Raw genomic sequence first — 22,450 nt, 5'->3', positions numbered from 1 at the left:
GCGTCCGCCGCTCCGGCCCGTCTTCCGTGACCCGGATGCCCGTCCCCGCCATGCCCGGTGCCCCGTCCGCAGGCATGATCCGTAAAAGGGTGGAAAGTCGAATTACCGTACGCCACCGAGGAGGAGGAACCCGTGACCCGCATCGACAGCGTGCGCGCCGCGACCGGTTCGGCGAAGGACAGCGTGCTGCACGCCGCGGAAGTGGTGGCGCCCTACGCCGACACGGCCAAGGAGAAGGCCGCGCACTACGCGACCGAGGCTCGCGTACGGCTCGCGCCGAAGGTGTCGCAGGCCGCCGAACAGGCCCGCGTCCAGTACAAGGCCCAGCTCGCACCCCGTCTCGAACAGGCCCTCGCCCATGTGCCGCCGAAGGTCGACCAGGCCGCGCAGGAGGCCGCCGCGCGCACCCGCAAGGCCGCCCGGCAGGCCGCCGAGTACTCACGGCCTCGGATCGAGCAGGCGGTGGCCGCGACCGGCCCCGTCCGCGAGGAGGCCGCCGCCCGCTCCGTCGCCGCGCTCGCCGCGCTGCGCGGTCAGGTGTCGCCCAAGGACGTCCGGCGACTGGTCCGCAAGCAGCAGCGCAGGGCCCGCGCCGGACGGCTGGCCAAGGGCATGCTGATCGCCGGCGTCCTGTCCGGCGGTGCCGTCGCCGCCTGGAAGTGGTGGGACAAGCAGGCCAACCCGGACTGGCTGGTCGAGCCGCCCGCCGCGACCGAGGTCCCGGCCGGCGGACCGCTGACGGCGGTCGACGGCAGCGGCAAGTCCGTGCTGGACCCCGAGGTCCAGGCGAAGCAGGCGGAGGACGAAGCGGCGAAGGACCGCGACGACCGCCACTGAATCCGGCTCCGCCCGGGTCCGGTTCTCCGGGCAGGGGTGTGGGGCGGAAGACCTCCGGGTCTTCCGCCCCACACCCCTGCCGTCGTTTCACGTGAAACCACGTGCGCACGGGCCCGTTTACGCCCTCGGTGCGCGATGACGTTTGCAACGTCCCAAGTGCGCGAGTTCCACAGGGAGACCACTAACGGAGTGCTCTCTTCTGGTTACGCGCTTCACGTTGATCCAGCTCACACGGTGAGGGCCCGACCCCGTCGAGGCGCCCGGGCTCCGACCGGGCCACCGGTCCGACCAGTCGGCTTCCGTTCACCGCGTTCCGTATTTGCGCAAAGAAAGCAAACAGTGAGCGCGGAACGCGGCCGCAGGGGCACAAAAGAACCGGCCGGCTGCCCGAAAGGGCAACCGGCCGGCCGCGTGCGTGGAGCCTAGGGGAGTCGAACCCCTGACATCTGCCATGCAAAGACAGCGCTCTACCAACTGAGCTAAGGCCCCGGAGGGGTGGCGTCCGGCCGCCGGAATGCACCTGCCGACGGGCGCCGGGGACCAGAGTACCGGGTCACCCCGGGTATCTCGCAAAAAGAGGGGGGTCCCCGGAAACGACCACGCTCCGTAAGATGCTCGGCGTGGTTCGCTGTAGCGAACCGCAGTCCTTGGGGAAGCGCGATGGGGAGACGCAATGGACGCCGCACAACAAGAAGCCACCGCAAGAGCGCGGGAGCTTCAGCGGAACTGGTACGGAGAGCCGTTGGGGGCGCTCTTCCGTAGGCTCATCGACGATCTCGGTCTCAACCAGGCACGGCTCGCGGGCGTCCTGGGGCTGTCCGCACCGATGCTGTCGCAGCTGATGAGCGGTCAGCGGGCCAAGATCGGCAATCCGGCGGTGGTCCAGCGGGTGCAGCTGCTGCAGGACCTGTCGGGACAGGTCGTCGACGGCAGTGTCAGCGCCGCGGAGGCGACCGAGCGGATGGAGGAGATCAAGAAGTCGCAGGGGGGCTCGGTGCTCAACAACACCACGCAGTCGACGAACAGTTCGGGTGCGCCCACGGTCAAGCGGGTGGTGCGCGAGATCCAGTCGCTGCTGCGCTCGGTGGCCGCCGCGGGCGACATCATCGAAGCGGCCGACACCCTCGCCCCGACCCACCCCGAGCTGGCAGAGTTCCTCCGGGTGTACGGCGCCGGACGCACCTCCGACGCGGTCGCCCACTACCAGTCCCATCAGAACTGACGCCGCCGGCCCGGCCGCCACGCCGACGGCGGGCCGGGCCGAAGGGAGCGCGTCGCACAGTCATGGGTGAGGTCTTCGCCGGACGGTACGAGCTGGCCGACCCGATCGGCCACGGGGGAGTCGGTGCGGTCTGGCGCGCCTGGGACCACCGGCGGCGCCGGTACGTGGCCGCCAAGGTGCTCCAGCAGCGCGACGCCCACGCCCTGCTGCGCTTCGTGCGCGAGCAGGCGGTGCGCATCGACCACCCGCATGTGCTGGCCCCGGCGAGCTGGGCCGCCGACGACGACAAGGTCCTGTTCACCATGGACCTCGTCGCCGGCGGTTCCCTGGTCCACCTCGTCAACGACTACGGGCCGCTGCCGCCCGCGTTCGTCCGCACGCTCCTGGACCAGCTGCTGTCCGGGCTCGCCGCGGTGCACGACGAGGGCGTCATCCACCGGGACATCAAACCCGCCAACGTGCTGCTGGAGGCGACCGGCACCGGCCGCCCCCGGCTGCGGCTGTCCGACTTCGGCATCGCGATGCGGCTCGGCGAGCCCCGGCTGACGGAGACGGACTACGTCGTCGGGACGCCGGGCTACCTCGCGCCCGAACAGGTGCTCGGCAGCGAGCCGGACTTCCCCGCCGACCTGTTCGCCGTGGGGCTGGTCGCGCTGTATCTGCTCCAGGGCGCCAAACCCGACGCCCGGGCGCTCGTGGAGCACTTCGTGGCGCACGGCACGCCCAGCGCCCCCCGGGGCGTCCCCGACCCGCTGTGGCAGGTCGTGGCGAGCCTCCTCCAGCCGGACCCCGCGGCACGGTTCCGCACGGCCACGGGGGCGCGCAGGGCGCTCGCGGCGGCAGCGGAGCTGCTGCCCGCGCCGGGCGACGACGGCCCCGACGAACAGATCGAGATCTTCGACCAACTCGGGCCACTGCCGGAGGGGTTCGGCCCGCAGGGGCCGCTGGGACGGGGCGGGCGGCCCGCCGCGGGGACACCGGCGGGCGGGGCCGTACACCCTGCCGAGGGCGTGCCGACGGGCGGCGGCAGCGGAGCGACGACGGCGGACGGGGCGAGTGGGCCGGTGCCCGCGCGGCCGCTCGTACCTCCGTTGCCGCCGCTGCCGCCGCCGCGGCTGCCGGCCCCGGGGGCGCCGGAGGCGTCGGGCCCGCCGTCCGCGACGCCGTCCGTCACACCGTCCGCAGCGCCGGACGCGGTGGCGCGGCAGGTTCCGCCGCCTCCCGCCGAGGCGCCGGATCCGACTCCCCCGCCGCAGCCGTCGACGCCGTCACCCTCACCGTCATCGTCGGCGTCGCCGTCGCCGGACGGCATGTCGGACACCGGCAGCTTCCACCTCCCTCCCCCACAGCCCCGGCCCGAGCCCGCACCCGCACCGGAACCGACGCCCCCGCCCCCGTCGTCCCCTCTGCACCTCGCACACACCTACGTCCCGACGGCCGGCGTACGGACCGTGCACCAGGCGTACGGCGTCGCGGTCGGCGCCCCGGGCGCCGTCCTGGCGCCGACGGCCGAGCGCCCCCCGGTGGACCGGAGCCCCGGACGGCACGGCCGGCGCGCGGCCCGGCGGCCCGGCCCACCGGCCCGGATCGCCGTGCCGGTGCTGCTCCTCGCGCTCGTGTGCTACGCGGTCGGGTTCTGGGCCCTGACCCGGATCTGACAGCTCGACCCCGTTCGGACGCGGGGCGCCGAAGCCTCTCGCTCAGCCCGTCCCGTACGGCCGCCGCCTGCGGCTCAGCACGGTCCACAGCGCGAGCCACAGCACGAGCAGGCTGCCCGTGCCCAGGCCTCCCGCGGCGACCAGCCGCATCGTGCCGTTCCCCCCGCCGCCGGCCCCGCCGGAACCGGAGCCTCCGCCCGCTCCGGCCGCCGTCTCCTCCCGGGCCCCGCCGGTGACGCCGAAGACGCCGGCCGGCGCCGAGCGCCCCACGTACGCGGGCCCCGGGCGCGCGCTCCCGCTCACCCGTATCCGCAGCGTCAGCCCGAACGGCCCGTCGCCGAACCGGTCCTCGACCGGGGTGCCGAGGTGCACCGCCAGGTAGTACCAGCCCGCGAACCGCATCGCGCCGACCCGGTCCACGGAGGCGTACCGGTTCTCGTACGCGACCGGCGGCAGCGGGCGCAGCGCGGCCGTGGTCTGCTCGCCGCCGTACCCGGTCTCCGCGTCGTCCACCCGGCCGCGCACGGGGTTGTACAGGGACATCGTGAGGGCGGTGCCGAGGAAACCGCCCTCGCCGCCGCCGTCCGTACCGCTGCCGAGTTCGGCGGTGGCGTAGAGCTGCTGCCCCCAGTCGACGGGCACCTTGTAGAAGAGCGTCTGCCCGGGCCGTACAGCGTCCTTCCAGACGCCCCGGCCCAAGGCGCGGGCCTCCGCGAACCCGGCGCCGCCCGCCCGCCGTACCGGGTCACCGAGCACGGGTTCGGGGGAGGCGGAGTTCCAGCTCTCGGGCGCGGTGCCGCCGGCCCCCCGGGGCGCGGGTTCGCTCACGTAGTCGAGTTCGAGGTCCCAGTCGTCGGGGGAGGACGAGGCACCGGCGGTTGTCGAGGCCCCGCGCCGCTCGACGACCGCGTAGTACGCCCCGGCGCCCCGGCACAGGTACGAGCCGCCCTCGCCGGTCAGCCGCGCGGCCCAGGCGGCGACGGGGTGGGCGCTGCGGGTGGGGCCGAAGTGGACGGTGTTGGTGGAGCAGACGTGCCCGTCGGCGTCCTGCACGGAGACCCGCAGGCCGTCCGCGGCCGAGACGCGGGCGCCGGGGCGGGGGACGGCGGTGGCGGAGACGTAGGCGTTCGTACTGGCGTCGAGGTCGAGCCGGTAGGAGAGCGTGGCGTCGTCGGGGAGGGTGCTGCGGTAGGTGCGGCCGGCATCCAGCCGGACGGCGTCCCCGGTACCGGTGGCGCCCCTGACCACCTGGTCGTCGTCCCCGAAGGCGTACGGGTACGAGGCGTCGGCCGGGACCGCGGCCGCGTACGGACCCGCCGCACACAGCGCGGCGGTCAGGGCGGCGCACACGGCGGCCGACGCACCGCGGCGCCGGCGGGCCGGGGGCGCCACGGGCAGCCGCCCGCTCTCCGTACGCCGCCGCATTCCACGCCCCCTCGTCGTCGCGCCCCACCGTGGGCCCCGGCGTGGGCCTCACCGTGGGCCTCGTCGAGCGCCCCACCGCGTGCCTCACCATGGCCCCGGACCGCCGCCCATCCTGCCCCGCACGGCCACCGGTCATCCCCGCATTTCGCACAGGCGGCCGAAACCGTCCCCCGGACCCGCGCCGCCGCGTCGGTTTCCCGGGCCGCAGCCCCCGGACAGCACAAAACCCCGACCGCGTCGGCGGTCGGGGCCTGTTCACGACTGCTGTCCGTCGTACGACTGCTGTCAGTCGGTACTGGTACTGCTCCTCACGAACCCGTGGGCACGGAGTCGGTCGCCTCCGTCCACAGATCCTGCTCGGCGCGATCCGCCTGGATCTGGCGGTACACGAGGAGCCCGCCGATGGCGGCCAGTGCGACCAGGAGAAGCTTCTTCACCGCGCGACCTCGTCTTTCCTTGACGTAGGGGACCTCTGGCGCCCGACTATACACACCGACCGATATCGATCGGTGACCTGCGTCGGCCGCCCACATCTGCCTGTTTTTCGGCCTCTTGGGCAAGTTCCCGGTCCTTCTGCCGCCAACCGGGTGGTGTTCATCCGACGATCGACGCGCCACGGGCGTCGGTCCCCCACTTCGGGATCCGCATACACATCATGAGCAAAGTACGCAAATCGCCCGACCCGAAAGTGAGGGGCCATGGCCCGCACCACGGTCATGAAGCTGTGGACCGCCGTCGTCACCGCCTTCCTGGCGCTGTGCACGACCCTCGGACTGATCACGACGACCGCCGCCGCGGCCGTACCCCGGAGCGAGCCGGCGCGCAACACCGGCGCCACGACGACCGTCGCGACGGTGCCGCAGCCGGCACATCTGGCCAGGCCCTGGAACAGCTCCCTGCCCCCCACGATGAAGCAACGCATCCGCGCCGAGGCGCACGGTTCCTCCCCGTCCTGCCGCCACCGCAGCCCCTCCGACACCACGGTCACGGACGACACGGCCGCCGACGCCCCGGCCGCCCTCCGCACCGCCGAGTCCCCGGCCGCGCACGCGGCCCCGTCGGCCGACGCCGCCCCGCCCGTCCGGCCCCGGCACCCGCTGCAGCGCTGAGCCCGACGCGCAGCCACCGCACAGGACCCGACAGCACCACCGCACACCGACCACCGACCACCGACCGCACCGATCTGCGTACCCGCACAGCAACGCGAAGACCCCGACCAGGCCGGTCGGGGGTCTTCGCGTTGTGTTTGGATCGGATGGCTTGGACGGATCGGACGGATCGGCTCGTATTGGAGCGGTGAGCACCCTTGCCCCAGCCACATGAAGCGAGCGAAGAGAGCGCGGACCGGACGGACGCGCGCCGGGTCCGGCGCATCACCGTCGTCACCGCCGTGCACGGCCCGTCCGCCCGGTTCCTGCCGGACGCCTTCGCCTCGCTGCGCACACAGCGGCTCCCGGACGGCTGGGAGTGGCACTGGCTGATCCAGGAGGACGGCGCGACGGACGAGGTCCGGCGTCACGTCCCGGACGACGAGCGGGTGACGTTCCGCCAGGGCCGCCGCGGCCGGACCGGCGGCCCCGGTGTGACCCGCACGATGGCCCTGGCCCACGCGGACGGGGAGTATGTGAAGGTCCTGGACTCCGACGACCAGTTGACTCCGGGCGCCCTCGCCCGTGACCTGGCCGCCCTGGAGGCCGACCCGGCGCTCGGCTGGGCCACGTCTCGGGCGCTCGACCTCCTCCCCGACGGCTCCACCGTCGGCTTCCCCGGCGACCCCGCGCCCGGCCCGGTCGAGCGGCGGGCCGTCGTCGACCACTGGGCGGCGCACGACCACCGGGCGCAGGTGCACCCGGCGACGCTCTGCGTACGCCGCGACCTGCTGCTGGCGCTGGGCGGCTGGATGGCGCTGCCGGCCTCCGAGGACACCGGCCTCCTGCTGGCCCTCAACTGCGTCGCCCGGGGCTGGTTCACGTCCGAGGTCGGGCTGCTCTACCGCAAGTGGGAGGGCCAGGAGACCGGCCAGGACACGCACACGGACGCGGCGGAGCGTGCCGCGCGGACGGCGGTCGTCGCGGCGAGGGCGCGGGCGCTGGAGGGGCTGCGGTGGCACGGGGGCCTTCCGCGCCCGCGCGGCGAAGCCGCGGACGTCACGGCCCCGCGCCCCTGAAACGGGCGCTGCGCCCCTTGAGACAGGCGCTGCGCCCCTCCCCCTCAGACCAGCCTCTCCGCCTCCACCCGCGAGAAGACGAGCTCCGTCTCGCCCGTGAGGGCGCCGCGCAGGCGAACGGGGGGCTCGGGCCTGCGCAGGGCGCGCGGATAGCTCTCCGCCGCGTAGTCGTTCGGCAGCCGGTACGCATGGAAGCCGTGGTTCCGCATGATCGCCCTCAGCTCGTCGGCGCTGTCGCCGAGCTGGGCCATGCGTTCCGGCGTGACCTCCATGACGACCTCGGCGTCCGGCCGGAGGCGGTCGAGGAGCGGTTCCATGCCCCGGACGACGCCGCCCTCGGCCCCTTCGACGTCCACCTTGATCACGCGGGCGGTGGCGACCTCCTCGGGCCGGAGGAGGTCCGCCAGCGGCACCGCCTCGCTCTCGAACGTGGATTCGGCCGGCCCGTCGTACGGCACGATGCTGTTCGCCCCCATGTTGCGGGAGCTCGCGAGCACGAAGGTCAGCGTCCTCCGGCGGTCGGAGACGGCGGCGTTGACGGCGCGCACGTTGGCGCACCCGTTGAGCCCGGCGTGCAGCAGGACCCGCCGGTGGAAGTCCGGCGACGCCTCGACGGCCACCACCCGCCCCGCAGGACCCACGAGCCGGGCGGCGAGCACCGCGTACACGCCGATGTTGGCCCCGACGTCGACGAAGCCGTCCCCCGGCCGCAGCCGCCCCCGCAGCCAGTGGGCCATGTGCGGCTCCCACTCCCCGAAGAGGTACAGATAGCGCTGGATCAGGTCCTGCGTGTCGACGGCGAACCGGGCCCCCGAGCGCGTCTCGACGAGCCGGCGCCGCGGATGCTCCCGCAGATACGGATTGAGGACGCGCCCGGCCAGCAGCGCCTTCCCGAAGCCGCCCGGCGCGTCCCGCACGTACCGGCGCCCGAGGGTCACCAGCGCCTCGGAGAAGTACCCGCCCATCCCGTCCGCCTCTCCCACGCCCGCCCCTGCCCACACCGCGGCCAGAACGAAGAGCGGGCGCCTCCCGCCTGGGAAGCGCCCGCTCTCTCGATTCTTCTGTGGGGCTAACAGGATTTGAACCTGTGGCCTCATCCTTATCAGGGATGCGCTCTAACCAACTGAGCTATAGCCCCGCCGCGCTCTGCGGTGGTGTGCCGCGCGCTGACTCCTGAAGATTAGCGCACGACGTGGGCAGTCCCAAAATCGATTGCCCGGGACCGCCCCGCACCGCGGACGTGGGGCCACGACCGGCCTATTCGTCCTCCGCCAGCGTCAGCTCGATGCCGCCGACGAAGCCCGCCGAGAGGTTGTAGATGAAGGCGCCCAGCGTGGCCAGCGCCGTCGCGAGGACGACGTCGATGACCGCGATGATCGCCGCGAACATCAGGACGTGCGGCAGCGACAGATAGGCCTGGAGGTCGAAGCCGTTCGACTCGTTCGAGCCGGTGGCCTCGGAGATCGTGCCGCCGACCGTCGAGAAGACGCCCATCGCGTCCATGACCATCCACAGCACCGCCGAGGCGACGATCGTGCAGACGCCGAGCGCGATGGAGAGCAGGAAGCTGACCTTCATCACCGACCAGGGGTCGGCCTTCGACACGCGCAGGCGCGCCTTGCGGGTGCGGGGTGCCGTGGTCGCGCCGGTGCGCGGGCGGCGCACGGCGCCCGCGGGGGGCGTCTGGTAGGCCTGCGGGGGGTGGTAGGGGCCCCCGGCGCCCTGCTGCGGCTGCCGTTCGCCCGGCAGCGGCGAGCCGGCCGGAGCGGGCTGCTCCGCACCGCCGGCGGACCGGCCCTTGCCCTTCTTCTTGCCCGCGGCGCCGCCGGCGGGCTGTCCGGCCCGGCCGCCGCCCGTCGCGTACGGCTGGGTCCCCGGACCCCGGGTCTCCGTCACAGTTCCCCCCTGGGGTCCATGAGTCTCCTGGGAGTCGGCCGCATCCGCGGCGGAGCCACGGCCGCCGCCGTCCGTTTCCGTACCCGTGGGGGTACCGGTCGATCCGGCGCCCGTGGCTCCGCTCACGATGACTCACTCCTCGTGCTACTCGGAAGAGGGCGCCTCGCCCTCGTCCGTGCCGGTGGTCGCGGGACCTTCGGCGGTCTCGTCGACGGCCACGTCGCCGTCGACCTCCTCCGCCTCACGTCCCGCCTCGGCGTTGCGAGCGATGCCGACGACGGCATCGCGCTTGCCCAGGTTGATCAGTTGGACGCCCATGGTGTCACGGCCCGTCTCCCTGACCCCGTTGACTCGCGTGCGAATCACACCGCCGGACAGCGTGATGGCGAGGATCTCGTCGGTCTCCTCGACCACCAGCGCGCCGACGAGCTCCCCCCGGTCCTCGACGATCTTGGCGGCCTTGATGCCGAGACCGCCGCGCCCCTGAACGCGGTACTCGTCCACGGGGGTGCGCTTCGCGTACCCGCCGTCCGTGGCAGTGAACACGAACGTACCGGGTCGAACAACATTCATCGAGAGCAACTCGTCGCCCTCGCGGAAGCTCATCCCCTTGACGCCCGAGGTCGCGCGGCCCATGGGGCGCAGCGATTCGTCGGTGGCGGTGAACCTGATCGACTGGGCCTTCTTGCTGATCAGCAGCAGATCGTCGTCCGACGAGACGAGTTCGGCGCCGATCAGTTCGTCGTCACTTCCGTCCTCCCGCTCACGCAGATTGATCGCGATGACGCCACCGGAACGCGGCGAATCGTAATCCTTCAGAGGCGTCTTCTTGACCAGACCGCCCTTGGTGGCGAGCACCAGGTACGGCGTGGCCTCGTAGTCGCGGATGGCGAGGATCTCGGCGATCGCCTCGTCCGGCTGGAAGGCGAGCAGGTTGGCCACGTGCTGCCCGCGCGCGTCCCGGCCGGCGTCGGGGAGCTCGTAGGCCTTGGCCCGGTAGACGCGGCCCTTGTTGGTGAAGAACAGCAGCCAGTGGTGCGTGGTGGAGACGAAGAAGTGGTCGACGATGTCGTCCTCCTTCAGCTTCGCCCCGCGCACCCCCTTGCCGCCGCGCTTCTGGGCCCGGTAGTCGTCGGTCTTGGTCCGCTTGACGTAACCGCCGCGGGTGACCGTGACGACGATGTCCTCCTCGGCGATCAGGTCCTCGATGGACATGTCGCCGTCGTAGGGCACCAGCTTGGTCTGCCGGTCGTCGCCGTACTTCTCGACGATCGCGGCGAGCTCCGCGCTGACGATGCCGCGCTGGCGGACCGGCGAGGCCAGGATCTCGTTGTACTCGTTGATCTTGGCCTGGAGCTCGTCGTGCTCCTGGACGATCTTCTGGCGCTCCAGGGCGGCCAGTCGGCGCAGCTGCATCTCCAGGATGGCGTTGGCCTGGATCTCGTCGATCTCCAGGAGGTTCATCAGGCCGCCGCGCGCGACCTCGACGGTCTCGCTGCGCCGGATCAGCGCGATGACCTCGTCGATCGCGTCCAGCGCCTTGAGCAGACCGCGCAGGATGTGCGCCCGCTCCTCGGCCTTGCGCAGCCGGAACCGGGTCCGGCGGACGACGACCTCGATCTGGTGCGTCACCCAGTGGCGGATGAACGCGTCCAGGGAGAGGGTGCGCGGCACGCCGTCGACCAGGGCCAGCATGTTGGCGCCGAAGTTGGTCTGGAGGTCGGTGTGCTTGTACAGGTTGTTCAGGACGACCTTGGCGACCGCGTCCCGCTTGAGGACGATCACCAGGCGCTGGCCCGTGCGGGAGGACGTCTCGTCGCGGACGTCGGCGATGCCGCCGATCCTGCCGTCCTTCACCAGGTCGGCGATCTTCTGCGCGAGGTTGTCCGGGTTGACCTGGTAGGGCAGCTCGGTGACCACCAGGCACTGGCGGTTCTGGATCTCCTCGACCTCGACCACCGCGCGCATGGTGATCGAGCCGCGGCCCGTGCGGTACGCCTCCTCGATGCCCTTGCGGCCCACCACCAGGGCGCCGGTCGGGAAGTCGGGGCCCTTGATGCGCTCGATCAGCGCCTCCAGGAGTTCCTCCTGGGGGGCCTCGGGGTTCTCCAGGCACCACTGGGCGCCGGCCGCGACCTCGCGCAGGTTGTGCGGCGGGATGTTGGTCGCCATGCCGACCGCGATGCCCGCCGAGCCGTTGATCAGCAGGTTCGGGAAGCGGGCGGGCAGGACGGTCGGCTCCTGGGAGCGGCCGTCGTAGTTGTCCGTGAAGTCGACGGTCTCCTCGTCGATGTCGCGGACCATCTCCATCGACAGCGGCGCCATCTTGCACTCGGTGTACCGCATGGCCGCCGCCGGGTCGTTGCCCGGGGAGCCGAAGTTGCCGTTGGAGTCCACCAGCGGCATCCGCATCGACCACGGCTGCGCGAGGCGGACCAGCGCGTCGTAGATCGAGGAGTCGCCGTGCGGGTGGTAGTTGCCCATGACGTCGCCGACGACGCGGGCGCACTTGTAGAAGCCGCGCTCGGGGCGGTAGCCGCCGTCGTACATCGCGTAGAGCACGCGGCGGTGGACGGGCTTGAGCCCGTCCCGCACATCGGGCAGCGCACGCGAGACGATGACGGACATCGCGTAGTCGAGGTAGGAGCGCTGCATCTCCGTCTCGAGCCCGACGGGCTCGACACGCTGGGCGATGACGCCGCCCTCTTCAGGGGTGACGGGAGTGTTCTCGTCGGCCATTGCTGGTGAAGATCCTTCCTTGTGCGGTCAGCTGAGACCGACTCAGATGTCGAGGAACCGGACGTCCTTGGCGTTGCGCTGGATGAACGCGCGCCGGGCCTCGACGTCCTCACCCATGAGGACGGAGAAGAGGTCGTCCGCCTGCGCGGCGTCGTCGAGGGTGACCTGGCCGAGGACGCGGTGGTCGACGTCCATCGTGGTGACCCGCAGCTCCTCGGCGTTCATCTCGCCCAGGCCCTTGAAGCGCTGGATCGAGTCGTCGCGCACGCGCTTGCCGTTGTTGCGGCCGAGCTCGATCAGCGCGTCGCGCTCGCGGTCGGAGTAGGCGTACTCGAAGTCGTCCCGGCCCCACTTGATCTTGAACAGCGGGGGGCGGGAGAGGAACACGTGTCCGGCCTCGACGAGCGGGCGCATGAAGCGGAAGAGGAACGTCAGCAGCAGGGTGTTGATGTGCTGGCCGTCGACGTCGGCGTCGGCCATGAGGATGATCTTGTGATAGCGGAGCTTCTCGATGTCGAAGTCCTCGTGCACACCCGTGCCGAAGGCGGAGATCAGCGCCTGGATCTCCTGGTTCTGCAGGATCTTGTCGATCCGCGCCTTCTCGACGTTGAGGATCTTGCCGCGGATCGGGAGGATCGCCTGGTACTGCGGATTGCGGCCGGACTTGGCCGAGCCGCCGGCGGAGTCGCCCTCGACGATGAAGATCTCGCACTTGGTCGGGTCGTTGGACTGGCAGTCCGACAGCTTGCCCGGCAGCGACGCCGATTCGAGCAGGCCCTTGCGGCGGGTCAGGTCGCGCGCCTTGCGGGCCGCCACGCGGGCGGTGGCCGCCTGGATGGACTTGCGGATGATGTCCGCGGCCTCGTTGGGGTTGCGGTCCAGCCAGTCGGTCAGGTGTTCGTGCACGACCTTCTGGACGAAGGTCTTCGCCTCGGTGTTGCCCAGCTTGGTCTTGGTCTGGCCCTCGAACTGGGGCTCGCCCAGCTTGACCGAGATGATCGCCGTGAGGCCCTCGCGGATGTCGTCGCCCGTGAGGTTGTCGTCCTTCTCGCGCAGCAGCTTCTTGTCGCGCGCGTACCGGTTGATCAGACCGGTGAGCGCCGCGCGGAAGCCCTCCTCGTGCGTGCCGCCCTCGTGGGTGTGGATGGTGTTGGCGAAGGAGTACACGCCCTCGCTGTAGCCGTTGTTCCACTGCATCGCGACCTCGACGGACAGCATCCTGTCCTTGTCCTCGGCCTCGATGTCGATCACGGAGGGGTGGACGATGTCGCCCTTGCGCGCGTTCAGGTACTTCACGAAGTCGACGATGCCGCCCTCGTAGTGGTACGTGACGGACTTGACCTCGTCCTTCTCGTCGGCGCCCGCCTCGTCCGCCCCGGCGGTGGCCTTGGCCGACTCGCGCTCGTCCGTGAGCCGGATCGTCAGGCCCTTGTTGAGGAACGCCATCTCCTGGAAGCGGCGCGACAACGTCTCGAACGAGTATTCGGTGGTCTCGAAGATGTCGCCGTCGGCCCAGAACGTCACCGAGGTGCCGGTCTCCTCCGTCGCCTCGTTCCTGGCGAGCGGGGCGGTCGGGACACCGAGCTTGTAGTCCTGCGTCCAGCGGTGGCCGTCGGTGCGCACCTCGACGGCGACCTTGGTGGAGAGCGCGTTCACCACGGAGACGCCCACACCGTGCAGACCGCCGGAGACCGCGTAGCCGCCCCCGCCGAACTTGCCGCCCGCGTGCAGCACCGTCAGCACGACCTCCACGGCCGGCTTGCCCTCGGAGGGGACGATGCCCACCGGGATGCCGCGGCCGTTGTCGACGACCCGGACGCCGCCGTCGGCGAGGATCGTGACGTCGATCGTGTCCGCGTGACCGGCCAGCGCCTCGTCGACGGAGTTGTCCACGACCTCGTACACCAGGTGGTGCAGACCGCGCTCACCGGTGGAACCGATGTACATGCCGGGTCGCTTGCGGACCGCGTCAAGACCCTCGAGCACGGTGATGGCGCTGGCGTCGTACGCGGGCGGGACCTCGCCGGCGGCGGAGCCGGGGGAAGAGGTCGGGCCCGGGTCGTGCGCGCCGGCGTCGGTGGACGGGATGTTCTCGTTGGGGTTGCCGGAATCGGCCACGAAGCGCCCTTTCTGGCACAGCACAAGCCAAACTCTCGGCGGGTGACCGGAGCGGCTGCGGCATGTTGCGTTGGTAAGCCTTGCTCAGCGTTGCTCGGTGTGTGCTGGTGTGTGCTCGGTGTGTGTCCCACAAGTGGGGCGGGATTGCTTCCAGTCTACCGGTAGCGCCGACAGTGATGGGGGTTTGCCGGTACCTGGGTTCGCATGTGCCGCCCTCAACCGGGCTCGGCCGACTCCCCATATTCGGAACGGGGCTCCAAGAGGCTCACAGCGGCACTCAGCGCTTCCGGGTGTCAACCCTCCGCAAGAGGGTCCGCAGGGGCCCGTTCGCAACCGCGTTCGTTCCGTTTTCCGGGCCCTGACGTGCGCTTTCGCGGCATTGGTACCGGGTTGGTGCCGGGTCGGGGAGGGCGTACGGCCGCCGGATCGCGCCGGCGGGCGGCTCGGCCGGCGCGGGGCGCCCGCGCGGGCGTGCGAGCACCGGCCACGAGCACGACCCGCTCCCGGCCGGAAAGACGTGACACAGCTCACCCGTAGGTATCGCCCGGGCCGGTGCTCCCGGGGGCGCGCAACGGCCCGTAACGGCGGGCGGGACCGCCGGGACCCTGCACCTTGATCAGCCGGACGGTGCCCTGGCCGAGGTCCTGGTTGAGGCGGGCCAGCAGCTGGGGGGCGAGCAGCCGCAGATTGGTCGCCCACGCCGTGGAGTCGCAGCGCACGGTCAGCACCCGCTCGTCCTCGTCGTACCGCTCCGGGACGCAGTGCCTGGCCAGCTCCTCGCCGACGATCGCCGGCCAGCGGCCCATCACGCCGCCGACCGCGGCGGGCGCCTCCCAGCCCCGCTCCGTGATCAGCCGGTTGATGGCGGCGCCGAGCGCCAGGGGGTCGCGGCCGTCCCTGCGCGCGCCGGAGCGCGCGCCGCCCTGGCGCCGGCCGCTCCGCCGTTGCTGCGCCGCCGCCTCGCCGCGCGCGCGGGCCTGCTCCTTGGCGGCGCGCAGGGCGACGCGGGCGAGGTCGACGCCGGAGGGTTCGGGAGAGGTGCCGGGGGCCCCAGGGGGGCCGGGGATGCTGCCCGGCCGTGCGCCGGGTGGTGTGCCCGGCTGTGTGCCGGGGGCGGGCTCGTCCGTCGTCATGCGCGCTCCACCGTTCCCCCGGACACGGCGTACCGCGCCCCCGCCAGCACATGCGGTACGTCGTCGTCGACCGCGGCGGTCACCAGTACCTGCTCGCCGGGCGCGACCAGTTCGGCCAGCCGCTCGCGGCGCCGGACGTCCAGCTCGGCGAAGACGTCGTCGAGGACGAGCACCGGCTCGTTGCCCTCGGCCCGCAGCAGGTCGTACGACGCCAGTCGCAGCGCCAGCGCGTACGACCAGGACTCGCCGTGCGAGGCGTACCCCTTGGCGGGCAGCTGCCCGAGCTTGAGCAGCAGGTCGTCGCGGTGCGGGCCGACGAGCGTCACGCCGCGCTCGATCTCCTGCTTGCGGGCCTCGGCGAGCGCCGCGAGGAGCTGTTCGTGCAGGTCCTCACGGGTGTGCGCCTCGCCGGGCGCGGACGGCTTGTACTCCAGTCCGACCGGGCCGCCGCCGGGCGCGAGCTGTTCGTACGCCTTGTCGGTGAGCGGGCGCAGCGCGGCGATCAGGTCCAGTCGCCGGGCGAGCAGTTCGGCGCCCGCGCGGGCCAGGTGCTGGTCCCACACGTCGAGCGTGGACAGGTCCAGGGAACGGCCGCCGTGCCGCCGGGCCAGCGCGGCCGACTTCAGCAGGGTGTTGCGCTGCTTGAGCACCCGGTCGTAGTCGGAGCGCACCCCGGCCATGCGCGGGGAGCGGGCGGTGATCAGCTCGTCCAGGAACCGCCGGCGCTCCCCGGGGTCGCCCTTGACCAGCGCCAGGTCCTCGGGCGCGAACAGCACGGTCCGTACGATGCCGAGCACGTCGCGGGGTCTGACCTGCGAGGACCGGTTGATGCGGGCGCGGTTGGCCCGGCCGGGGTTGAGCTCCAGCTCGACCAGCTGCTGCCGCTCGCCCTGCCGGACCTGGGCGCGCACGATCGCCCGCTCGGCTCCCATGCGCACCAGGGGGGCGTCGGAGGAGACGCGGTGGGAGCCGAGCGTGGCGAGGTAGCCGACGGCCTCGACCAGGTTGGTCTTGCCCTGGCCGTTGGGGCCGACGAACGCCGTGACGCCCGGGTCGAGCGGGACCTCCACGTGCGCGTAGGAGCGGAAGTCGGCCAGCGACAGATGCGTGACGTGCATGGTCGTTCGCCGACCTCCCCAGCCTTCGGGTGCTGCTTGCTTCTCTTCCGGCGTCCGCCGGGCGCCTGTTCCGGCGGTGCTACTTCTTCTCCACCGCGTGGCCGCCGAACTGGTTGCGCAGCGCGGCGATCATCTTCATCTGCGGCGAGTCCTCCTGCCGGGAGGAGAACCGCGCGAACAGCGAGGCCGTGATCGCGGGCAGCGGCACGGCGTGGTCGATGGCGGCCTCCACGGTCCACCGGCCCTCGCCGGAGTCCTGCGCGTACCCCTTCAGCTCCGCCAGATGCTCGTCCTCGTCGAGGGCGTTGACCGCGAGGTCGAGCAGCCAGGAGCGGATGACGGTGCCCTCCTGCCAGGAGCGGAAGACCTCGCGCACGTCCGTGACCGAGTCCGCCTTCTCCAGCAGCTCCCAGCCCTCGGCGTAGGCCTGCATCATCGCGTACTCGATGCCGTTGTGGACCATCTTCGCGAAGTGGCCTGCGCCGACCTTGCCGGCGTGCACGGCGCCGAAGTCACCCTCCGGCTTGAGCGCGTCGAAGACCGGCTGGACCCTGGCGACGTGCTCCGCGTCGCCGCCGTACATCAGCGCGTAGCCGTTCTCCAGGCCCCACACGCCGCCGGAGACGCCGCAGTCGACGAAGCCGATGCCCTTGGCGGCCAGCTCCTCGGCGTGCTTCTCGTCGTCCGTCCAGCGGGAGTTGCCGCCGTCCACGACGATGTCGCCGGGGTCGAGCAGCTCGGCCAGCTCGTCGACCGTGGACTGGGTGGGGGCTCCGGCCGGAACCATCACCCAGACCACGCGCGGGGCCTCCAGCTTGCCCACCAGCTCCTGGAGGCTGTGGACATCGGCGAGGTCCGGGTTGCGGTCGTACCCGATGACGGTGTGACCGGCACGGCGTATGCGCTCGCGCATGTTGCCGCCCATCTTGCCGAGGCCGACGAGACCGAGCTCCATCAGTTGTTTTCCTTAGGTTGCGACGTGGCAGGGAGGCACTCGTGTGCCGCGCCCGAGCCTAAACCCGGACGCGCCCGCACATCCGTGGGCATACGCGCTCAGACGTAGCCGTCACCTGGGGTTTCGCCGGTGGAGTCCGGAGCCGACCGCGCGGGGCGGCGGGCGACGGGCCGGGCCGCTGGGCCGGGTGCGGCCCGGCCCGGGAGCCTCAGCCGCTCAGCCGCACCGGCATACTGCGGTCTTGTGGGGGGACGACCCCCACACCCCCAGCCGTCGGCCGCGTGACTGAGCCGCACTCAGCCGCTCAGCCGCACCGGCATGATCAGGTACTTGTAGGCCTCGTCCGCCTCCGCGTCCAGCGCCGGCTTGCCGCTGAGCAGCGCCGGCTTCGTGGACGTCGTGAAGGAGAGCTGGGCGACCGGGGAGTCGATCGCGCTCAGGCCGTCCAGCAGGAACGTCGGGTTGAAGGCGATCGAGATGTCGTCGCCCTCCAACTGGGCGTCGACCCTTTCCACAGCCTGTGCGTCGTCGCTGGAGCCGGCCTCCAGGATCAGCACGCCCTGCTCGAAGCTCAGCCGCACCGGGGTGTTGCGCTCGGCGACCAGGGCCACGCGCTTGACGGCCTCCACGAAGGGGGCGGTCTCGATCACGGCGACGCTGTTGAACTCCGTCGGGAACAGCGTCTTGTACTTCGGGAGGTCGCCCTCGAGCAGCCGCGTGGTCGTACGGCGGCCCGCGCCCTCGAAGCCGATCAGGCCCTCGCCCGCACCCGAGCCGGACAGCGCCAGGATGACCTGGTCGCCGCTGGTGAGCGCCTTGGCGGTGTCCTGGAGCGTCTTGGCGGGCACCAGGGCGACCGCGGAGATGTCGGGGTTCTCCGGCTTCCACAGGAACTCGCGGACCGCGAAGCGGTAGCGGTCGGTGGAGGCCAGCGTCACCGAGTCGCCCTCGATCTCGATGCGCACACCGGTGAGCACCGGCAGCGTGTCGTCGCGGCCGGCCGCGGTGGCCACCTGCTGCACGGCGGAGGCGAAGACCTCGCCCGGGACCGTGCCCGTGGCGTTGGGCATCTGGGGCAGCGAGGGGTACTCCTCCACGGGCAGGGTGTGGAGGGTGAAGCGCGAGGAGCCGCACACCACCGTCGCCCGTACACCGTCTGTGGAAATCTCCACCGGCCGGTTGGGGAGGGCGCGCGAGATGTCGGCGAGCAGCCGGCCCGAGACGAGGACCGTGCCCTCCTCCTCGACCTCCGCCTCCACCGACACCCGTGCGGAGACCTCGTAGTCGAAGCTGGACAGGCTCAGCGCCCCGTCCTCCGCCTTCAGCAGCAGGCCCGCGAGGACCGGCGCCGGCGGACGGGCCGGGAGGCTGCGCGCCGCCCAGGCCACTGCCTCCGCGAGTACGTCGCGTTCCACCCGGATCTTCACCGTTGCCGCCTCCTGCTGTTGCCGGCGTCTGTCGCCCTGCTGGCCTTCGTCTGGTCGCGGTGTCGTCGGCCCCTGCCGGGGGAAGAGCACCGGGGAACAGTCTGACGCACGGCACTGACAGTAGGTGCCCCTCGGGGTCAAGTCGTGACGAGGGGCGGTCGGGCAGCCGAGGGGCAGTTGTGCACAGGACCCGCTTCGAAACGGATTCCCCGCTCTAACTGGTTGGGAGTAGTAGTAGGGCCTGTGGATACCGTGGATAACCTCGTTTTCCCAGCTCAGAGCGGGAATTTTGTCCACTGCCCCTGTGGGTGGCACCCGTGGAAAACCGGGGGTCCCTGTGGAGAACAGAAAGTTCTGCACACACCGTGCACAGGGAGGGCCGACTTCTCCCCAGACGCGTCCCCAGTTTTACCCGGGTTACCCACAGCCCAACCCGGCAGCTTCCTGTGACCTGTTTCACTCGACACGGTGAGAGGCGCCGTCGGCTTGCCGAACAGTGGACAGGGATGTGGAGAAACCGCCGTTCGCTGGGGACAACGTGCCCGCGCCTGTGGGTTGCCCGTGGACAACCGTGTCCCCAGCCTGTGGATCCCCGCTCTGTCCACAGCCTGTGGAGATCGTTCGTCCACGAATCCACAAGGTACTGACCTGCGGTGATCCACTGCGGGCGGGGGTGCCTGTGGACACAGTAGGGACAACTTCGCGGTCCCCAGGGTGTGGACGCGAAAAACCCGCCGAATCTGTGGAGGAAGGCCGTAACCCCGGGGCGGATTCGAACACCGCGAACGCGGGTGCGGGCGGGGCAAGCCGTGCGGGAGCCGGGGTGTGCGCGGGCCGCGGGGTGAGGAACGGTCCGGCACGACGACGAGGGCGCCCCCGGGAACCGGTCCCGGGGGCGCCCTCGTACGTCGTCGGCCGGCGTCAGTCGCCGTTCTTGATGCGGTTGGTCAGCTCGGTGACCTGGTTGTAGATCGAGCGGCGCTCGGCCATCAGCGCGCGGATCTTGCGGTCGGCGTGCATCACGGTCGTATGGTCGCGGCCGCCGAACTGGGCGCCGATCTTCGGCAGCGAGAGGTCCGTCAGCTCCCGGCACAGGTACATCGCGATCTGCCGGGCGGTGACCAGCGCACGGCCGCGCGAGGTGCCGCACAGGTCCTCCACGGTGAGGCCGAAGTAGGCCGCCGTCGCCGCCATGATGGCCGGGGCCGTGATCTCCGGGGCGGTGTCCTCGCCGCCCGGGATCAGGTCCTTGAGGACGATCTCGGTCAGCCCCAGATCGACCGGCTGCCGGTTGAGCGACGCGAACGCCGTCACCCGGATCAGCGCGCCCTCCAGCTCGCGGATGTTGCGCGAGATGCGGGAGGCGATGAACTCCAGAACCTCCGGCGGGGCGTTGAGCTGCTCCTGCACCGCCTTCTTGCGCAGGATCGCGATGCGCGTCTCCAGCTCGGGGGGCTGGACGTCGGTGATCAGGCCCCACTCGAAGCGGTTGCGCAGCCGGTCCTCCAGGGTGACCAGTTGCTTGGGCGGCCGGTCGGAGGAGAGCACGATCTGCTTGTTGGCGTTGTGGAGCGTGTTGAAGGTGTGGAAGAACTCCTCCTGCGTCGACTCCTTGTCCGCGAGGAACTGGATGTCGTCGACGAGCAGGATGTCCATCTCGCGGTACCGCTTGCGGAAGCTGTCGCCCTTGCCGTCGCGGATGGAGTTGATGAACTCGTTGGTGAACTCCTCCGAGCTCACGTACCGCACACGCGTGCCCGGGTACAGGCTGCGCGCGTAGTGCCCGATGGCGTGCAGCAGGTGCGTCTTGCCGAGCCCCGACTCCCCATAGATGAAGAGGGGGTTGTACGCCTTCGCCGGTGCCTCGGCGACGGCGACCGCGGCCGCGTGCGCGAAGCGGTTGGAGGCGCCGATGACGAAGGTGTCGAACAGGTATTTGGGATTCAGGCGTGCGGTGGGCTCACCCGGGCCGGTCGCCGGGGCCGGCTGGGCCGCGAGCGGGCCGGGGGCGCCGGTGGTGGGCAGATGGGGGCCGACCGGCCCGCCGCGGTGCACATGGCCGGTGCCGGCCGGCTGCTCGGGCAGCTCGCGGCGCTGACCGTAGTCGGGGCGCTGCTGCTCGTGGTCGGGGCGCGCCTGGTCGTAGTCGCCGCGCGGGGCGTCGTACTCCGGGCGCTGCTGCTCGTAGGACGGGCGGTCGAGCGAAGGGGTGCGGTAGTCGGGGGCCGGTGAGGCGTACGGGTCGCGCTCGGGGAAGCCGAGCCGCTGCTGCTGCCAGCCGTAGTCGTCCTGCGGGCGCGGCCAGGCACCGGGCTCGGGGCGCTGGTACTCGGCGGGGTAGGCGGGGCGTGCGGTCGGCAACTGGTCACCGGGGCCGCCGGGCCCTCCGGGGCCGCCGGTGAGGTGCTCGGGGCGGGGGGCCGTCCGGTGGTCGTCGGCGCGGTGGCGGCCGTAGCCCTCGTATTCATTACGGGAGTCGCGGGAGTCGCGCGGATCACGGGGGTCCCGGGGCTCGCGTGCGTCACGTGTGTCCCGCGTATCCCTGACGTCACGTGCGTCACGGGCGTCACGGGAGTGCGGCTCGTAGCCCTCACGGTTCTCGTACGCGTCCCGGTTCTCGTATCCCTCACGGCTCTCGCGGGCGTGCGCGTCGTAGCCGTCGCGACCGTCCCGGCCCCGGCCCTCGTATCCCTCGCGACCGCCGCGTCCGTCGTAGGCGTCGCGCCCCGGCGTGTCGTAGTCGTACGGCTCCCGGCCGGCGCGCTCCTCGTAGCCGTCGCGGCCCCGGTCCTCGTAGGACTCCCGGCCGCCGCGGTCGTCGTACGCCTCGCGGCCCTGGGGTGCGGGGAGTTCGGGCTCCTCGTAACGGGCCGGGGCGGCGGCCGGCTGCGGGGCCGCGGGCTCGGCGGAGGAGGTGTCCACCGTGATCGCGATCCGGATCGGGCGGCCGCACTCGCGGCTCAGCGTCTCGCTGACGACGGGCGCGAGCCGGCCCTCCAGGACGTTCTTCGCGAATTCGTTCGGTACCGCGAGCAGGGCCGTGTCGGCGACCAGCGCCAGCGGCTGGCAGCGCCGGATCCAGTGCTCGTCCTTCGTCTCGACGCCCTGACCGCGGTCCTCGCCGAGGAGCTGCTCCAGTACTCGTGGCCACACTGCGGCAAGATCAGCAGGTACGTCAGCCACAGGGCACGCTCTCTCACGGGTCCCACGAACGTGTGGTTCGGGAGACGGATCGGTTTGCGACTCGGGTCGGCCGGGGCGGCCGCGGGACCACGCCGGGTGAACGGCGGGAGAAGGGAACGAATCGACAGTCCAGTCACGGTAGTCAGCGCGGCCCGTACGGTTCAAGTTGTTGTCCCCAGCCTGTGGACAGTGTCCCCGAGGGCAGCCGGGTTTGACCCGATGGCGCCGCCGCGCGTACCGTAACCAGGTCGAGTTGTCGATGGCTGCTGCCGCCTGCCTCCGATGGGCATAGATCACCCACAGCGCTCCCACCAGGGCACATGCGGTGATCGGGAGCGGTGCACTCGGGCGTAATGCGAGCTACTCGTGGGCGCACGGTGACAGCCAGGCGACACCCGCCATCCATCGATTCATTACTGGAGCCCCCGAGTGAGCAAGCGCACCTTCCAGCCGAACAACCGTCGTCGCGCGAAGACCCACGGCTTCCGGCTGCGGATGCGCACCCGTGCCGGCCGCGCCATCCTGGCGTCCCGCCGCAGCAAGGGTCGCGCCCGACTGTCCGCCTGATCGCG

At 71.8% G+C, this 22,450-nt stretch carries 17 protein-coding genes and 2 tRNA genes; 6 read left to right on the top strand and 13 right to left on the bottom strand.

What is annotated here, in order from left to right; translation table 11 throughout:
* Positions 1-132 precede the first annotated feature (132 nt).
* Positions 133-837, top strand: coding sequence for a DUF5324 family protein (locus OIE12_RS16635; RefSeq protein ID WP_329136096.1), 705 nt, complete (start codon positions 133-135; stop codon positions 835-837).
* Positions 838-1,253: 416 nt separating this feature from the next.
* On the opposite strand, the gene OIE12_RS16630 is transcribed toward OIE12_RS16635, so the two are convergent.
* A tRNA-Ala gene (locus tag OIE12_RS16630) sits at positions 1,254-1,326 on the bottom strand.
* Positions 1,327-1,510: 184 nt separating this feature from the next.
* Between OIE12_RS16630 and OIE12_RS16625 the strand changes: the two genes are divergently transcribed.
* Positions 1,511-2,059, top strand: a complete 549-nt coding sequence (locus OIE12_RS16625; protein WP_329136093.1) for a helix-turn-helix domain-containing protein — start codon at positions 1,511-1,513, stop codon at positions 2,057-2,059.
* Positions 2,060-2,121: 62 nt separating this feature from the next.
* Positions 2,122-3,717 (top strand): serine/threonine-protein kinase, encoded by a 1,596-nt coding sequence (locus OIE12_RS16620; protein WP_329136091.1) that lies wholly within the window; start codon positions 2,122-2,124, stop codon positions 3,715-3,717.
* A 42-nt stretch (positions 3,718-3,759) separates the two neighbouring features.
* On the opposite strand, the gene OIE12_RS16615 is transcribed toward OIE12_RS16620, so the two are convergent.
* Complete coding sequence (locus OIE12_RS16615) at positions 3,760-5,142, bottom strand: hypothetical protein (RefSeq protein ID WP_329136089.1); 1,383 nt, start codon at positions 5,140-5,142, stop codon at positions 3,760-3,762.
* A 308-nt stretch (positions 5,143-5,450) separates the two neighbouring features.
* A complete protein-coding gene (locus OIE12_RS16610) occupies positions 5,451-5,579 on the bottom strand; it encodes a DLW-39 family protein (RefSeq protein ID WP_003999697.1) in 129 nt (42 codons plus the stop codon).
* A gap of 261 nt (positions 5,580-5,840) precedes the next feature.
* Between OIE12_RS16610 and OIE12_RS16605 the strand changes: the two genes are divergently transcribed.
* Positions 5,841-6,251 carry a DUF6344 domain-containing protein gene (locus OIE12_RS16605; RefSeq protein ID WP_329136086.1) on the top strand — a complete coding sequence of 137 codons (411 nt, stop codon included), beginning with the start codon at positions 5,841-5,843 and terminating at the stop codon, positions 6,249-6,251.
* Positions 6,252-6,448: 197 nt separating this feature from the next.
* Positions 6,449-7,309, top strand: a complete 861-nt coding sequence (locus OIE12_RS16600; protein ID WP_329136085.1) for a glycosyltransferase family 2 protein — start codon at positions 6,449-6,451, stop codon at positions 7,307-7,309.
* 44 nt (positions 7,310-7,353) lie between these two features.
* On the opposite strand, the gene OIE12_RS16595 is transcribed toward OIE12_RS16600, so the two are convergent.
* The 10 genes from OIE12_RS16595 to dnaA form a co-directional block, all read right to left on the bottom strand.
* A complete protein-coding gene (locus OIE12_RS16595; protein WP_329142004.1) occupies positions 7,354-8,274 on the bottom strand; it encodes an FkbM family methyltransferase in 921 nt (306 codons plus the stop codon).
* A gap of 99 nt (positions 8,275-8,373) precedes the next feature.
* Positions 8,374-8,447 (bottom strand) — tRNA-Ile (locus OIE12_RS16590).
* A gap of 119 nt (positions 8,448-8,566) precedes the next feature.
* The gene (locus tag OIE12_RS16585; RefSeq protein ID WP_329136083.1) at positions 8,567-9,331 is read right to left on the bottom strand and encodes a DUF3566 domain-containing protein; all 765 of its coding nucleotides are present in this window, start codon (positions 9,329-9,331) and stop codon (positions 8,567-8,569) included.
* A gap of 18 nt (positions 9,332-9,349) precedes the next feature.
* Positions 9,350-11,944 carry a DNA gyrase subunit A gene (gyrA, locus tag OIE12_RS16580; RefSeq protein ID WP_329136080.1) on the bottom strand — a complete coding sequence of 865 codons (2,595 nt, stop codon included), beginning with the start codon at positions 11,942-11,944 and terminating at the stop codon, positions 9,350-9,352.
* Between the two features lie 42 nt (positions 11,945-11,986).
* On the bottom strand, positions 11,987-14,086 hold the full coding sequence (gene gyrB, locus OIE12_RS16575) for a DNA topoisomerase (ATP-hydrolyzing) subunit B (RefSeq protein WP_329136078.1): 2,100 nt from the start codon (positions 14,084-14,086) through the stop codon (positions 11,987-11,989).
* A gap of 503 nt (positions 14,087-14,589) precedes the next feature.
* Positions 14,590-15,195, bottom strand: coding sequence for a DUF721 domain-containing protein (locus OIE12_RS16570; RefSeq protein ID WP_329136076.1), 606 nt, complete (start codon positions 15,193-15,195; stop codon positions 14,590-14,592).
* Positions 15,192-16,313 carry a DNA replication/repair protein RecF gene (recF, locus tag OIE12_RS16565; protein ID WP_329136074.1) on the bottom strand — a complete coding sequence of 374 codons (1,122 nt, stop codon included), beginning with the start codon at positions 16,311-16,313 and terminating at the stop codon, positions 15,192-15,194. Before recF ends, OIE12_RS16570 begins: the two co-directional genes overlap by 4 nt.
* Before the next feature lie 79 nt (positions 16,314-16,392).
* A complete protein-coding gene (gene gnd / locus OIE12_RS16560; RefSeq protein WP_329136071.1) occupies positions 16,393-17,268 on the bottom strand; it encodes a phosphogluconate dehydrogenase (NAD(+)-dependent, decarboxylating) in 876 nt (291 codons plus the stop codon).
* A gap of 296 nt (positions 17,269-17,564) precedes the next feature.
* On the bottom strand, positions 17,565-18,695 hold the full coding sequence (gene dnaN, locus OIE12_RS16555; protein WP_329136069.1) for a DNA polymerase III subunit beta: 1,131 nt from the start codon (positions 18,693-18,695) through the stop codon (positions 17,565-17,567).
* Between the two features lie 921 nt (positions 18,696-19,616).
* On the bottom strand, positions 19,617-21,695 hold the full coding sequence (dnaA, locus tag OIE12_RS16550) for a chromosomal replication initiator protein DnaA (protein WP_443054050.1): 2,079 nt from the start codon (positions 21,693-21,695) through the stop codon (positions 19,617-19,619).
* Positions 21,696-22,307: 612 nt separating this feature from the next.
* Between dnaA and rpmH the strand changes: the two genes are divergently transcribed.
* Positions 22,308-22,445, top strand: coding sequence for a 50S ribosomal protein L34 (gene rpmH, locus OIE12_RS16545; RefSeq protein WP_003956500.1), 138 nt, complete (start codon positions 22,308-22,310; stop codon positions 22,443-22,445).
* Positions 22,446-22,450: the final 5 nt, after the last annotated feature.

It is taken from the genome of Streptomyces sp. NBC_00670, assembly GCF_036226765.1.
Lineage (GTDB): Bacteria > Actinomycetota > Actinomycetes > Streptomycetales > Streptomycetaceae > Streptomyces.
The sequence above is the reverse complement of the archived record's forward strand: the minus strand, read 5'-3'. Positions and strand labels throughout refer to the sequence as shown.